The organism is Variovorax sp. GW460-12-1-14-LB1 (assembly GCF_059423605.1).
This window is the reverse complement of sequence record NZ_JBWKYF010000021.1, coordinates 13,775-26,306: the sequence shown is the minus strand read 5'-3', so window position 1 is coordinate 26,306 and position 12,532 is coordinate 13,775. Positions and strand designations below refer to the sequence as shown.

Below are 12,532 nucleotides of genomic sequence, written 5' to 3'. Positions count from 1 at the left end.
TCGCCGTGTTGTTGACGCTGGTCATCGTCTATCTGCTGGTCACCATCGCCATCGGCCTGTATGCGGCCAAACGGGTGAAGAACACCACCGACTTCGCGATCGCGGGGCGGCACCTGCCGCTGTTCATGATCATCACGACCACCTTCGCGACCTGGTTCGGGTCCGAGACGGTGCTCGGCATCCCGGCCAAGTTCATCGAGGGCGGCCTCAGCGGCGTGGTCGAAGACCCGTTCGGCGCGGGCACCTGCCTGATCCTGGTGGGCCTGTTCTTCGCGGGCAAGCTGTACCGCATGACTCTCTTGACCATCAGCGACTACTACCGCGAGCGCTACGGCCGCAGCGTGGAAGTGGCCTGTTCGCTGATCATCATGCTGAGCTACCTGGGCTGGGTGTCGGCGCAGGTTACGGCGCTGGGGCTGGTGTTCAACGTGCTGTCGGCCGGCGCCATCAGCATCCCGCTGGGCATGGTGATCGGCGTGGTCTCGATCCTGGCCTACACGCTGTTCGGCGGCATGTGGTCGGTGGCCGTGACCGATTTCATCCAGATGATCATCCTGGTCGTCGGCCTCGCGGTGATCGCGATGTTCGCGGGCGACATGGCCGGCGGCGCCGACAAGGTGGTGGCTTTCGCGGTCAGCAAGGACCTCTTCAAGTTCTGGCCCGAGCCCAACTGGCACGACATGGTGTTCTTCTTCGCCGCGGCCATCACGATGATGCTGGGCTCCATTCCGCAGCAGGACGTGTTCCAGCGCGTGATGTCGGCCAACAGCGTCAAGGCCGCGACCCGCGGGCCGGTGATCGGCGGCGTGGCCTACATCCTGTTCGCCTTCGTGCCGATGTTCCTGGTGGCCAGCGCGCTGCTGATCATGCCGGAGGAGGTGGCCGTGCTGCTGAAGGAAGATCCGCAGAAGGTGCTGCCCACGCTGGTGCTGCAGAAGATGCCCTTCGTGATGCAGGTGCTGTTCTTCGGCGCGCTGCTGTCGGCCATCAAGTCGACCGCCTCGGCCACCTTGCTGGCGCCCAGCGTCACCTTCACCGAGAACATCTGGCGCCAGTTCCGTCCCGCCGGCACCGACCGCGAGAACCTGATGACCATGCGCATCACGGTGCTGCTGTTCAGCGCCGCCGTGCTGGCCTATGCGATCCGCATGCAGGGCACGCCGATCTACGAACTGGTGTCGGGCGCCTACCAGGTGCCGCTGGTCGGGGCTTTCGTGCCGCTGGTGTGCGGCCTGTACTGGCGCCGCGCCACCACCCAGGGCGCCATCGCCTCGATCGTGGGGGGCATCGGCGTCTGGCTGCTGTTCATGGCGATGCCCTGGGGTACCGCCTTCCCGGCCCAGCTGGCGGGCGTGCTGTCCTCCTTCGCGGGCATGGTCATCGGCTCGCTGCTGCCGCAATGGATAGCGAACACTCACACGCCGCACCGCCTCCTGGCGACCGAGCCGGCCTGACGGCGGGCCGGGCCGCGCCCCCACGGCCCCTGCGGGCGGGGGCGCCCCTATAATCGAGGGCTTTGCGAGCGGCAGCTGCGTCGCTCATTCCCACCCCGATTTCCCATGCCCATTTACGCCTACAAGTGCAGTTCCTGCGGCTTTGCCAAGGACGTTCTGCAGAAGATGTCGGACACGCCGCTCTCGGTGTGCCCGGAATGCGGTGCGAGCGCATTTGAAAAGCAGGTCACGGCCGCCGGCTTCCAGCTCAAGGGCTCGGGCTGGTACGTGACCGACTTCCGCGAGGGCGGCGGCAAGAAGTCCGAGGCCGCCACCGCGCCCGCTGCGTCCGGCGACGGCGCCAAGTCGGCCGACGCTTCTTCTTCGTCCCCCGCCTCCAGCCCCGCACCGGCGCCCGCTCCCGCGCCGGCCCCCGCTGCAACGGCTGCCGCCAAGAGCGGCGACTGACGGAACCCTCTCCCATGTCCGCCCTGCGCAAATGGTTGTTCTCCGGCTTGCTGGTGATCGTTCCGCTGTTCATCACCCTGGCGGTGCTGAAGTGGATCATCGACACGCTCGACCAGACGCTGTGGGTGCTGCCGGGCGCATGGCAGCGCTGGCTCTACGACAACAACATCCGCGGGCTCGGTGTGCTGCTCACGCTGGCCATCCTGCTGGTGGTCGGTGCCATTGCGAGCAACTTCGTCGGCAAGCGCCTGCTCGGCTGGGGCGACGCCGTGGTGCGCCGCATTCCGGTCGTGCGCTCGATCTACTCGAGCGTCAAGCAGGTGTCGGACACGCTGTTCTCCGAGAACGGCAACGCATTCCGCACGGCAGTGCTGATCCAGTGGCCGCGCGAGAGCGTGTGGACCATTGCCTTCGTGACCGGCGCGCCGGGCAACGAGGTGGCCGAGTACCTGGGCAGCGAGGAATTCCTCAGCGTCTACGTGCCGACCACGCCCAACCCCACGGGCGGCTACTTCGTCATGCTCAAGCGCAGCGACTGCGTCGAACTGAAGATGAGCGTGGACGAAGCGCTCAAGTACATCGTCTCGATGGGCGTGGTCGTTCCAGGCGGCCCCTCCTCGGTGGCGATCAAGCCATCCAACTCATAAAAACGAACGCGCCACGACGGCGCCGGAAGTCATCTCTATGGCCATGCGTACTCACTATTGCGGTCTTGTGACCGAAGCCCTGTTGGGCCAGACCGTCACCCTGTGCGGGTGGGTCAACCGTCGCCGCGACCACGGCGGCGTGATCTTCATCGACGTGCGCGACCGCGAAGGCTATGTGCAGGTGGTGTGCGACCCCGACCGCGCCTCGACCTTCGCCGTGGCCGAGAACCTGCGCAACGAGTTCTGCGTGCAGATCACCGGCCTGGTGCGTTCGCGTCCCGAAGGCACGACCAACGACAGCCTCAAGAGCGGCAAGATCGAAGTGCTGTGCCACGAACTGAAGGTGCTGAACCCCTCGGTCACGCCCCCGTTCCTGCTGGACGACGACAACCTCTCGGAAACCACCCGCCTCACGCACCGCGTGCTCGACCTGCGCCGCCCGGCCATGCAGCGCAACATGATGCTGCGCTACAAGGTGACGATGGAAACGCGCAAGTTCCTCGATGCCAACGGCTTCATCGACATCGAGACGCCGATGCTGGGCAAGTCCACGCCCGAAGGCGCACGCGACTACCTCGTGCCCAGCCGCGTGCACGACGGCAGCTTCTTCGCGCTGCCGCAGTCGCCCCAGCTGTTCAAGCAGCTGCTGATGGTGGCCGGCTACGACCGCTACTACCAGATCGTGAAGTGCTTCCGCGACGAAGACCTGCGCGCCGACCGTCAGCCTGAATTCACGCAGATCGACATCGAGACCTCGTTCCTCGCCGAAGAGGAAATCCGCGAAATGTTCGAAGGCATGATCCGCAACGTGTTCCGCAACGCCGCGGACATCGACCTGCCGGTGTTCCCGACCATGAGCTACGCCGACGCGATGTTCAAGTACGGCTCGGACAAGCCCGATCTGCGCGTGAAGCTCGAGTTCACCGAACTCACCGAGCTGATGAAGCGCGTCGAGTTCAAGGTGTTCTCCAACGCCGCCACCATGGCCGGCGGCCGCGTCGTCGCACTGCGCGTGCCCGGCGGCGGTGCCGAGGGCGGCCTGTCGCGCGGCGAAATCGACGCCTACCAGGAGTTCGTGAAGATCTACGGCGCCAAGGGCCTGGCCTACATCAAGGTCAACGATGCCGCTGCCGGCCGCGACGGCCTGCAAAGCCCGATCGTCAAGAACCTGGACGACGCCACGTTGGCCGAGATCATCGCCCGCACGGGTGCGCGCAACGGCGACATCCTGTTCTTCGGCGCCGACAAGGAAAAGGTCGTCAACGACGCCATCGGCGCGCTGCGCGTGAAGATCGGCCACAGCGCCTTCGGCAAGAAGGCGGGCCTGTTCGACGACCGCTGGGCCCCGCTGTGGGTGGTCGACTTCCCGATGTTCGAGTTCGACGAGGAAGGCCAGCGCTGGAGCGCCGTGCACCACCCGTTCACCGCACCGAAGGACGGCCATGAAGACCTCATGGACACCGCGCCCGAGAAGTGCATCGCCAAGGCCTACGACATGGTGCTCAACGGCATCGAGATGGGCGGCGGTTCGGTGCGTATCCACCGCGAGGAAGTGCAGAGCAAGGTGTTCCGTGCGCTGAAGATCAGCGCCGAGGACGCGCAGCTCAAGTTCGGCTTCCTGCTGGACGCGCTGCAGTACGGCGCCCCGCCGCACGGCGGCATCGCCATCGGCCTGGACCGCCTGGTCATGCTCATGACCGGCGCCGAATCGATCCGCGACGTGATCGCCTTCCCCAAGACCCAGCGCGCGCAAGACCTGCTGACGCAGGCGCCGAGCCCGGTCGACGAGAAGCAGCTGCGCGAACTGCACATCAAGCTGCGCAACACGCCGCAGGCGGCCTGATGCAGCCATGACGACCGGCACCCGGCCCTGGAAGATCCCGGAGTCGGTGCTGGTCGTGATCCACACGCCGGCACTCGATGTGCTGCTCATCCGGCGTGCGGATGCCGAGTCCGACTTCTGGCAGTCGGTCACTGGAAGCAAGGACGCAGTCGACGAGCCGCTCGCGCTCACCGCCGCACGCGAAGTGGCCGAGGAGACCGGCATCGATTGCAGTGAAGGCACGCCGCTGGCGTCGCAGCTGGTCGACTGGCAGCTGCGCAACGTCTACGAGATTTACCCCGGTTGGCGCGCGCGCTACGAACCCGGCGTCACCCACAACACCGAGCACCTGTTCGGCCTGTGCGTGCCCGAACGCCTGACGCCCGTGCTCGATCCGCGCGAGCACACCGACTGGCAATGGCTGCCGTACCACGAGGCGGCGGACGCCTGCTTTTCCCCGTCGAACGCCGAAGCCATTCTGTTGCTGCCAGAATTTGCGCGATGAACCCACCGGCCGCCGCAGCAGCAGCAACGCAGAACCTCCGGGTCGCGACCTACAACATCCACAAGGGTGTGCAGGGGATCGGGCCGGCGCGTCGGCTCGAGATCCACAACCTGGGCCACGCCATCGAGCAGCTCGATGCCGACATCGTCTGCCTGCAGGAAGTGCGCAAGATGAACCGCCAGGCCGCCGCCCGCTTTCCGCGCTGGCCCGAGCTGCCGCAGGCCGACTTTCTGGCGCCCGAGGGCTACACGGCCGTCTACGAGACCAACGCCGTCACGCGCCATGGCGAGCACGGCAACGCGCTGCTCACGCGCTGGCCGGTGATCCGCACCGGCCACCAGGACATCTCCGACCACCGCTTCGAGCAGCGCGGCCTGCTGCATGCCGTGATCGACATCGAAGGGCGCCGGGTGCACGCCATCGTGGTGCACCTGGGGCTCATCAAGGGCAGCCGCGTGCGGCAGGTGGCCCGGCTGCGCGAGTTCATCGAGCGCGAGGTGCCGGCCGACGAGGCCGTGGTGGTGGCCGGCGATTTCAACGACTGGGGCGCGCGCATGCGCTACGCCATGAACGCCATGGGCCTGCGCGACACCAGCGACCTGCGCGGCCCGCGCACGCTCACGTACCCCTCGCGCCTGCCCGTGACGCAGCTCGATTTCGTCTACGGCCGCCAGCTCGAACCGCTGGCCTGCAACGTGCCGCGGGGTCCCATCTGGGCCCGCATGTCCGACCACCTTCCGCTGGTAGCCGACTTCGCGCTACCTAATTGATAGCATTGCTCCGAGAAGGGGCGGGCGTTGTAGCCCGAATCCCCTGGGGCCATTCACTGGTACGATCCCCGCCATGCTGAGGAAAACCGACGTCGAACCGCTTCCCGATCGAAAAGACGATGACGAGGGCACCCCCGTCTCCGTCAAGATCCGCGAGCGACTGAATGCAGCGCGCAAGCGTTTCAACGCCAACGACAACATCGCCGAGTTCATCCAGCCGGGCGAACTGGAGTCGCTGCTCGACGAGGTCGAGGTCAAGATGAAGGGCGTGCTCGAGAGCCTGGTCATCGACGTCGAGAACGACCACAACACCGACAACACCGCGCGCCGCGTGGCCAAGATGTACCTCAACGAGGTGTTCCGCGGCCGCTATGTGCCGGCACCTCCGCTCACCGAGTTTCCCAACGCCGAGCACCTGAACGAGCTGATGATCGTCGGCCCGATCACCGTGCGCAGCGCCTGCTCGCACCACTTCTGCCCGATCATCGGCAAGCTGTGGATCGGCGTGATGCCCAACGAGCACACGAACGTGATCGGCCTGTCGAAGTACGCGCGCCTGGCCGAATGGGTCATGGGCCGTCCGCAGATCCAGGAAGAAGCCGTGGTGCAACTGGCCGACCTGATCCAGGAAAAGACCCAGCCCGACGGCCTGGCGCTGGTCATGGAGGCCGAGCATTTCTGCATGGCCTGGCGCGGCGTGAAGGAAATGGACAGCAAGATGATCAACTCCGTCATGCGCGGCGTGTTCCTGAAAGACCCGAGCCTGCGCCGCGAATTCCTCTCCCTCCTGCCACGAAAGAGCTGAGCCATGCTGGTCCGACTTCTCTACGCCAGTCGCGCCGTCGATACCAGCCCCGAGGCCATCGAGGCGATCCTCGCGAAATCGCGCACGCACAACCCGGCCTGCGGCATCACCGGCATCCTCTGCTACGGCGCCGGCACCTTCCTGCAGGCGATCGAGGGCGGGCGCGACGCCATCAGCGATCTCTACGGCCACATCCAGCGCGATCCGCGCCACAAGGATGTGGTGCTGCTGCACTACGAGGAAATCTCCGAGCGCCGCTTCGGTGGCTGGACGATGGGGCAGGTCAACCTCTCCAAGCTCAACGCCTCGACGCTGCTCAAGTACTCCGAGAAGCCCGAGCTCGACCCCTACAAGGTCTCGGGCAAGGTCTCGCTTGCGCTGCTCGAAGAACTGATGGCCACCGCGGCCATCGTCGGCCGCCACTGATCCCGGTTCGACCGGGGTGCCCCTTTCCGCTTTCGCACTGATCCTGCTGGCCGGGGTCATCCATGCCAGCTGGAACATCGCCGCCAAGAAGGCGAACGGCGATTCGCGCTTCGCGTTCCAGAGCGGCGTGTTCATGGCCGTGGTGTGGGCGCCCGTGGGCGTCACGCTCGGCTGGAGCGTCGTGCCGACCTGGGGCACGAAGGAATGGGCCTTCATCGTGCTGAGCGGCGTGCTGCACGTCTTCTATTACGTCGTGCTGCTGCGCGGCTACCGCAAGTCGGACCTCACGGTGGTCTATCCGCTGGCGCGCGGCTCGGGGCCGCTGCTGTCGTCGCTGGTGGCGATCCTGTTCCTGGGCGAGAAGATCAGCCTCGTCGGCGTGGCCGGCATCTTCGGCGTGGTGCTCGGCGTGTTCCTGGTGGCCGGCGGCCCGCGCCTTTTTCACAAGAAGCACGACCCGGTGCAACGCGAGCGCGTGCAAAAGGGCATGCGCTACGGCGTGCTGACCGGTGCCTTCATCGCGGCCTACACGGTCACCGACAGCTACGCCGTCAAGTTCCTCGCGATGTCGCCGATCCTGCTCGACTACATGAGCAACTTCGTGCGCCTCGTGCTGCTGCTGCCCGCCGCGCTGCAGGACCGCGCGACCACCGTGCGCATGTGGCGTGAACAGTGGAAGTACGCGCTGCTGGTGGCGGCGATCAGCCCCGTCTCGTACGTGCTGGTGCTGTACGCGGTGCAACAGGCGCCCATCTCGCACGTCGCGCCGGCGCGCGAGGTGTCGATGCTGTTCGCCGCGCTGATCGGCGGGCACCTGCTGCGCGAAGGCGACCGCATGCTGCGGCTGCTGGGCGCGCTGTTCATCGCGGCCGGCGTGATCGCGCTCGCACTGGGTTGACCGAAGGCGGGCGATGCTCTTCGGCTGCGATTTCTCGAGCGCACCGACCGCCCGCAAACCCATCGTCGTGGCCGTCGGTGAACTGGCCGGCACGGACGCCGTCACGCTGACTGGCCTGCACCGTTTCGCCACGCTCAACGCCTGGGGCCTGTGGCTCGACAACAGCACGCCCGCCTGGGTCGGCGGGTTCGACTTTCCCTTCGGCCTGCCACGCGAACTGGTCGAGCATCTGCAGTGGCCGACCGCATGGGATGCGCTGATCGCCCACTACGCCGGCCTGAGCCGCGCCGAGATTCGCGACACCTTCGTCGCCTTCTGCGCGGCGCGTCCGGTCGGCGGCAAGTTCGCGCACCGTGCGACCGACGCGCCGGCTGGCTCGAGCCCGTCGATGAAGTGGGTGAACCCGCCGGTCGCCTACATGCTGCACGCCGGTGTGCCGCGCCTGCTCGCCGCCGGCGCCACCTTGCCGGGCCTGCACACGGGCACCCACAAGGAACGCATCGCGCTGGAGGCGTATCCCGGACTGCTGGCCCGCGAGCTGATCGGCCGGCGCAGCTACAAGAGCGACGACCTCGCGCGTCAGTCGCCCGAGCGCGAAGCCGCGCGCACCGACCTGCTGGCCGCGCTGGAAGCCGGGCGCACGCGGCTCGGCCTGCGCCTCCAGCTCACGGCCGCGCAGCGCGACGGGCTGCGCGCCGACGCCAAGGGCGACGCGCTCGATGCGGTGCTGTGCCTGCTGCAGGCCGCCTGGGCCCGCCAGCGCGCCGGCAGCCCCGGGCCGGGCTATGGATTGCCGGGGTCCATGGACCCGCTCGAAGGCTGGATCGTCAGCGCCTGAGCCGCCTGCCGTCGCTTGCTTGTCCTACAGCGCTTCGGGCCTGCGGCGACACCCGGGCGCAGGCGGCGGGGACTAGATTGACTGGCGTGGACCAAGCCGGTCCATGCACCCATTCCGACCGCAGGAGGATTTCCCATGACAACGTCGAACCGTTCCCTCGCTCCCTTTGCCACCTCGCGCACCTGGCTCGCCGTGCTCGCAGCCGGCGCCGCGCTGACCCTGGCCGCCTGCGACAAGCCGGGCAACCAGACCGCCGGTGAGAAGCTCGACAGCGCCGTCGCCAAGACCGAGCAGGCGGCCTCCGATGCCAAGGCCAAAACCGAACAGGCCGCGGCCGATGCCAAGACCGGCATGGCCGGCGCCACGGCCGATGTGAAGGAAGCCGCCAAGGACGCCACCGCCGCCGTGACCGCCACGGTCGACGACGCCGCGATCACCGCCTCGGTCTCGGCCGGCCTGGCCAAGGACCCGGACCTGAGCGCGATCAAGATCGACGTCGACACCAAGGGCGGCGCCGTGAGCCTCAAGGGTCCGGCCCCGACGGCCGCCGCCAAGTCGCGCGCCGAGGAGATCGCCAAGGCCGTGCAGGGCGTGAAGTCAGTGAACAACCAGCTCGAAGTGAAGGGCTGACCGGCCCTTCCGCCGCGCCCAGCAAAAAGCCCGGTTCGACCGGGCTTTTTCTTGTCTGCATGCCACGCGTTGGCGTGGCGTCAGGGCGGGTCTTGCCGCGGCGGCCGCCCAGGCTTCTGCAGCAGCGTGTTGACCAGGTCGGCCACATCGGAGGTCTTGAGCACCGCCGCGATCACGGCCGTGGCCGAGAGCAGCCGCCAGGGCCGCACGAGCACCAGCAGCGAGCCCGTGGCGGCCGCGGCGGCCATGAGCTTGACGGGCTCGGTGCGAGCATAGTGTTCGAGCAGGGGGCGGGCCAGCTGGCCCGCCGCGTGCGCGGGATGGCGGCGCCACCAGCGCTGCACCACGCCGCGCGCCATGGCGCTCCAGACGTTGTGACGGCGCCCCGGCGAGGCGGGTGGCGCATCGTCCGCGTCGGTGTGTGCGTATTCGAGATCGTCGTCGGCCTCGCCAGCGGCAAAGGCGCGATGCGGCGCCGGTGCGTCCGGCTCGCCGCCGTTCAGTTGCCGCACGAGCGCACGGCGCGAAATGGCCAGCCGCTGCTGCGGGGTCAACTGCGATGCGGCAGGGCGGCGGGGATCAGGGCTGCTCATGGCGGGCTCCGGCGGCATGCAGCGCGTCGAGGTCCGCGGCCAGCTGGGCGCGCAGATCGTCGAAGCCGTAGTTCGGACTCGGGCGGGTGGCGATCCAGGTGCAGATCGCCGCGATGACCACTGCCACGGCAGGCACGGCCACCAGCACCCAGTGGAAGCTGCCGTGCAGCACGCCGAGCAGCACGGCCACGCCGATCAGCCCGAGGGCGAGCACGGCGGTGGCCACTGCCAGAACGCCCGCGACCAGTCGGGCAACCAGGCCGCGTCCTGCCACGGCACTCTCCTGCCGGACAAGGGCGGCGTAGTTGGCGATGTGATCGGCAATGAGCTCCGGGTGCCCGAGCACCGTCGAGAAGATCGGATGAAGCATGTGCGAGGGTGGTCGGGCGGGGTCGGTCGTTCAGTGGCGATGCAACAGCGGATCAGTAGTCGTCGCGGTTGCGGCGGCTGGCCAGCACGATCAGTGCCGTGATGGCCGCGCCGGCCGCGGCGGCCAGCAGCACCGAGCGCACGGGCTGGTCGGAGATGTAGCGGCCGGTCACGTCGGCGGCCTGCTCGATGCGGCGGTGCGCGCGGGCGCTGGTGGTCGAAGCGGCGTCGAGACCGCGCTGCACGGCTTGCTGCACGCGTGCGGCCAACTGCTCGACACCCGGTTCGGCGTCGCGGCGCAGTTCGCGGACCTTTTCGCCCGCCGCATTCACCGCGTTCTGAGCGTAGGCGCGGGTGGTTTCGGCCGCTTCCTGGGCGGTCTGGCGCACGTCGTCGGCGAGTTGCGAAGGGGTCTTGGTCGTGTTCATGGGAGAGTCCTTTCCGGGAAGATGAAATGCGGGAGCCTGTGGATCGTAACTACGCTACTTGCGTCGTAGCAAGCCGGCCAGGAAGCTGGCGATGGCGAGCACGGCAAAGATGATGAAAAGGACCTTGGCGATCCCCACCGCGCTGGCGGCAATGCCACCGAAGCCGAACACGGCAGCGATGAGTGCGATGACCAGAAATACCACGGCGTAGTGCAGCATGCGGAACTCCTTCGAGGCTTCCCTCTTTGTGGTTTGAAACCATGCATCCGGGCGCATCGCTGAAGACGCGGCCCGGTGCCGGATGACACAGGACCCACCTTAAGGGCAGGGCCGCATCGGCCCTGTCAGCGACCGGGGCGGGGGTGCGTAGGAGGCGACCGAGTCGCCGCAGGCCCGGGGCGTGAAGAAATGCCAGCGCCTGCGTCAGGCACCGCGCGACGCGGGGGTGTCGGGGCTCGCCGGCGTGCCGGCCTGCGGTGCCGGCTTCACCACCGGCAGCATCGCGGTGAGCCGCGTGCCCTGGCCGGGCGCCGAGGTGATGGTGAGCTTGCCGCGCGCCGCCTCGACCCGGTGGCGCATGCCCGCCAGGCCGTGCGTCGACGGACGCATGCGCTGCGCGTCGAAGCCCTTGCCGTTGTCGGCCACCTCCACGATCACGTGGTTGGCGTAGTTCTTCAGCACGATGGTGGCTTCGCTCGCCTCGGCGTACTTGCCGATGTTGGTCAGGCTCTCCTGCACCATGCGGTAGATCGTGAGCTGGCGCGACTCGTCCATGGTCACGGGCTCCAGCGCCATTTCGATCTCCAGCCCCGATCGCTCTCCGAACTCGCGCCCCAGGATTTCCAGCGAGGCGACCAGCCCGAGGTTGGAGAGCGACGAAGGCCGCAGGTCCTCGATGATGCGGCGCTTCAGCGCGATGCCGCTGTTGAGCAGCTCGGTCAGATGCTGCAGCCGCTGGATCGCGTCGGGCGAGTCGGCCAGGCGCGACTTCAGCCGCGCCACGTCGAGCTTGGCGGCCGTGAGCAGCGAGCCCAGCTCGTCGTGCAGCTCGCGCGCCAGGTAGCCGCGCTCGGTCTCGCGCACGTCCTGCAGGTGGGTGGCGAGCTCGGCCAGCGAGGCGGTGCGCTCGCGCACCTCGTCCTCGAGCGCGTTGCGTTCGCGTTGCAGCGCTTCCTGCTGGCGCTCGCCCACGGAGCGCAGCGCGTGCGTCTGGCGCAGGTACAGGAAGAAGGCGATCAGCGCCGCGAGCGCCACGATGCCGGTGCCGACGCGCGCCAGCTGCAGCGACTTCATCACCTGCAGCTGACCGGCCTGCAGCGTCGCGTTGCTGGTCTTCACCAGCTCGTTGGCCGTGGCGCGGATGGCTTCCATCTCCTCGCGGCCGACGTCGGTGGTCATGACGAACTTCCAGGCGTCCTCGTTGCCCTCGTGGCGCAGCCGCACGCTCATGTCCATCTCGGCGATCTTGCGCAGCACGTGCTTGGACAGCTCGGACAGCTGGGTGCGCTCGGCCGGGCGTTCGGCGTACAGCTGGCGCAGCGTGGCCAGGTTGCCGTCCACCTGCTTGACCGCGATGTCGTAGGGCTGGCGGTAGGCGGCTTCACCCGTGAGCAGGAAGCCGCGCTGGCCGGTTTCGGCGTCCAGCATGTTCTGCAGGATCTGGTTGAGCGTGCCGCGGATCTGCTGCGCCTCGTCGATGTCCGCCAGGGCGCGGCTCGATTGCCGGTATCCTGCCTCGTTGATGCCCACGAGGGCCAGTGCGGCCAGCGCCGCGAGCAAGAGGCTCACGGCCATTTTTTGGGGGGCTAACCAGTGCATGACACCCTTAGGGTCGCATTCAATGCAACTTCGTGAATAATTGATAACAATCAGGGACCGGCATGCTGCGGCTTCCAAAGCT

The 12,532-nt window shown here is 67.7% G+C and carries 16 protein-coding genes; 11 read left to right on the top strand and 5 right to left on the bottom strand.

Features of this window, described 5'->3' with window-relative positions; translation table 11 throughout:
- The first annotated feature begins 5 nt into the window (after nucleotides 1-5).
- The 11 genes from AC07Y4_RS13305 (at nucleotide 6) to AC07Y4_RS13255 (ending at nucleotide 9,242) form a co-directional block, all read left to right on the top strand.
- Nucleotides 6-1,454 carry a high affinity choline transporter 1 gene (locus AC07Y4_RS13305; protein ID WP_062477039.1) on the top strand — a complete coding sequence of 483 codons (1,449 nt, stop codon included), beginning with the start codon at nucleotides 6-8 and terminating at the stop codon, nucleotides 1,452-1,454.
- A 105-nt stretch (nucleotides 1,455-1,559) separates the two neighbouring features.
- Nucleotides 1,560-1,901 (top strand): FmdB family zinc ribbon protein, encoded by a 342-nt coding sequence (locus AC07Y4_RS13300; RefSeq protein WP_062477042.1) that lies wholly within the window; start codon nucleotides 1,560-1,562, stop codon nucleotides 1,899-1,901.
- A 14-nt stretch (nucleotides 1,902-1,915) separates the two neighbouring features.
- On the top strand, nucleotides 1,916-2,548 hold the full coding sequence (locus AC07Y4_RS13295) for a DUF502 domain-containing protein (RefSeq protein WP_062477045.1): 633 nt from the start codon (nucleotides 1,916-1,918) through the stop codon (nucleotides 2,546-2,548).
- Nucleotides 2,549-2,585: 37 nt separating this feature from the next.
- On the top strand, nucleotides 2,586-4,391 hold the full coding sequence (gene aspS / locus AC07Y4_RS13290; RefSeq protein ID WP_495271171.1) for an aspartate--tRNA ligase: 1,806 nt from the start codon (nucleotides 2,586-2,588) through the stop codon (nucleotides 4,389-4,391).
- Between the two features lie 7 nt (nucleotides 4,392-4,398).
- On the top strand, nucleotides 4,399-4,875 hold the full coding sequence (gene nudB / locus AC07Y4_RS13285; RefSeq protein ID WP_095743927.1) for a dihydroneopterin triphosphate diphosphatase: 477 nt from the start codon (nucleotides 4,399-4,401) through the stop codon (nucleotides 4,873-4,875).
- Nucleotides 4,872-5,645, top strand: coding sequence for an endonuclease/exonuclease/phosphatase family protein (locus tag AC07Y4_RS13280; protein ID WP_070063590.1), 774 nt, complete (start codon nucleotides 4,872-4,874; stop codon nucleotides 5,643-5,645). The genes nudB and AC07Y4_RS13280 overlap by 4 nt, the downstream gene beginning before the upstream one ends.
- Nucleotides 5,646-5,718: 73 nt before the next feature.
- A complete protein-coding gene (gene folE, locus AC07Y4_RS13275; RefSeq protein ID WP_062477056.1) occupies nucleotides 5,719-6,450 on the top strand; it encodes a GTP cyclohydrolase I in 732 nt (243 codons plus the stop codon).
- Nucleotides 6,451-6,453: 3 nt separating this feature from the next.
- Nucleotides 6,454-6,876, top strand: a complete 423-nt coding sequence (locus tag AC07Y4_RS13270) for a BLUF domain-containing protein (RefSeq protein WP_062477059.1) — start codon at nucleotides 6,454-6,456, stop codon at nucleotides 6,874-6,876.
- Nucleotides 6,877-6,892: 16 nt separating this feature from the next.
- A complete protein-coding gene (locus AC07Y4_RS13265; RefSeq protein ID WP_095949357.1) occupies nucleotides 6,893-7,774 on the top strand; it encodes a DMT family transporter in 882 nt (293 codons plus the stop codon).
- Between the two features lie 13 nt (nucleotides 7,775-7,787).
- Nucleotides 7,788-8,612 carry a DUF429 domain-containing protein gene (locus tag AC07Y4_RS13260; RefSeq protein WP_495274652.1) on the top strand — a complete coding sequence of 275 codons (825 nt, stop codon included), beginning with the start codon at nucleotides 7,788-7,790 and terminating at the stop codon, nucleotides 8,610-8,612.
- 135 nt (nucleotides 8,613-8,747) lie between these two features.
- Nucleotides 8,748-9,242 (top strand): BON domain-containing protein, encoded by a 495-nt coding sequence (locus AC07Y4_RS13255; protein ID WP_062477068.1) that lies wholly within the window; start codon nucleotides 8,748-8,750, stop codon nucleotides 9,240-9,242.
- A gap of 80 nt (nucleotides 9,243-9,322) precedes the next feature.
- Here the strand turns inward: AC07Y4_RS13255 and AC07Y4_RS13250 are convergent, their stop codons facing one another.
- The 5 genes from AC07Y4_RS13250 to AC07Y4_RS13230 all read right to left on the bottom strand — a co-directional run bounded on the left by AC07Y4_RS13250 (nucleotide 9,323) and on the right by AC07Y4_RS13230 (nucleotide 12,426).
- Entirely contained in the window at nucleotides 9,323-9,835 is a 513-nt protein-coding gene (locus tag AC07Y4_RS13250) for a hypothetical protein (RefSeq protein ID WP_495274651.1), read from the bottom strand.
- Nucleotides 9,822-10,205 carry a hypothetical protein gene (locus tag AC07Y4_RS13245; RefSeq protein ID WP_062477071.1) on the bottom strand — a complete coding sequence of 128 codons (384 nt, stop codon included), beginning with the start codon at nucleotides 10,203-10,205 and terminating at the stop codon, nucleotides 9,822-9,824. The genes AC07Y4_RS13250 and AC07Y4_RS13245 overlap by 14 nt, the downstream gene beginning before the upstream one ends.
- Nucleotides 10,206-10,257: 52 nt before the next feature.
- Nucleotides 10,258-10,632, bottom strand: a complete 375-nt coding sequence (locus AC07Y4_RS13240) for a hypothetical protein (protein WP_062477074.1) — start codon at nucleotides 10,630-10,632, stop codon at nucleotides 10,258-10,260.
- Between the two features lie 54 nt (nucleotides 10,633-10,686).
- Nucleotides 10,687-10,851: a DUF1328 domain-containing protein gene (locus AC07Y4_RS13235; RefSeq protein ID WP_070063586.1), complete on the bottom strand. Its 165-nt coding sequence runs from the start codon at nucleotides 10,849-10,851 to the stop codon at nucleotides 10,687-10,689.
- Between the two features lie 204 nt (nucleotides 10,852-11,055).
- Nucleotides 11,056-12,426, bottom strand: coding sequence for a CHASE3 domain-containing protein (locus AC07Y4_RS13230; RefSeq protein ID WP_062477077.1), 1,371 nt, complete (start codon nucleotides 12,424-12,426; stop codon nucleotides 11,056-11,058).
- Between the last annotated feature and the right edge of the window lie 106 nt (nucleotides 12,427-12,532).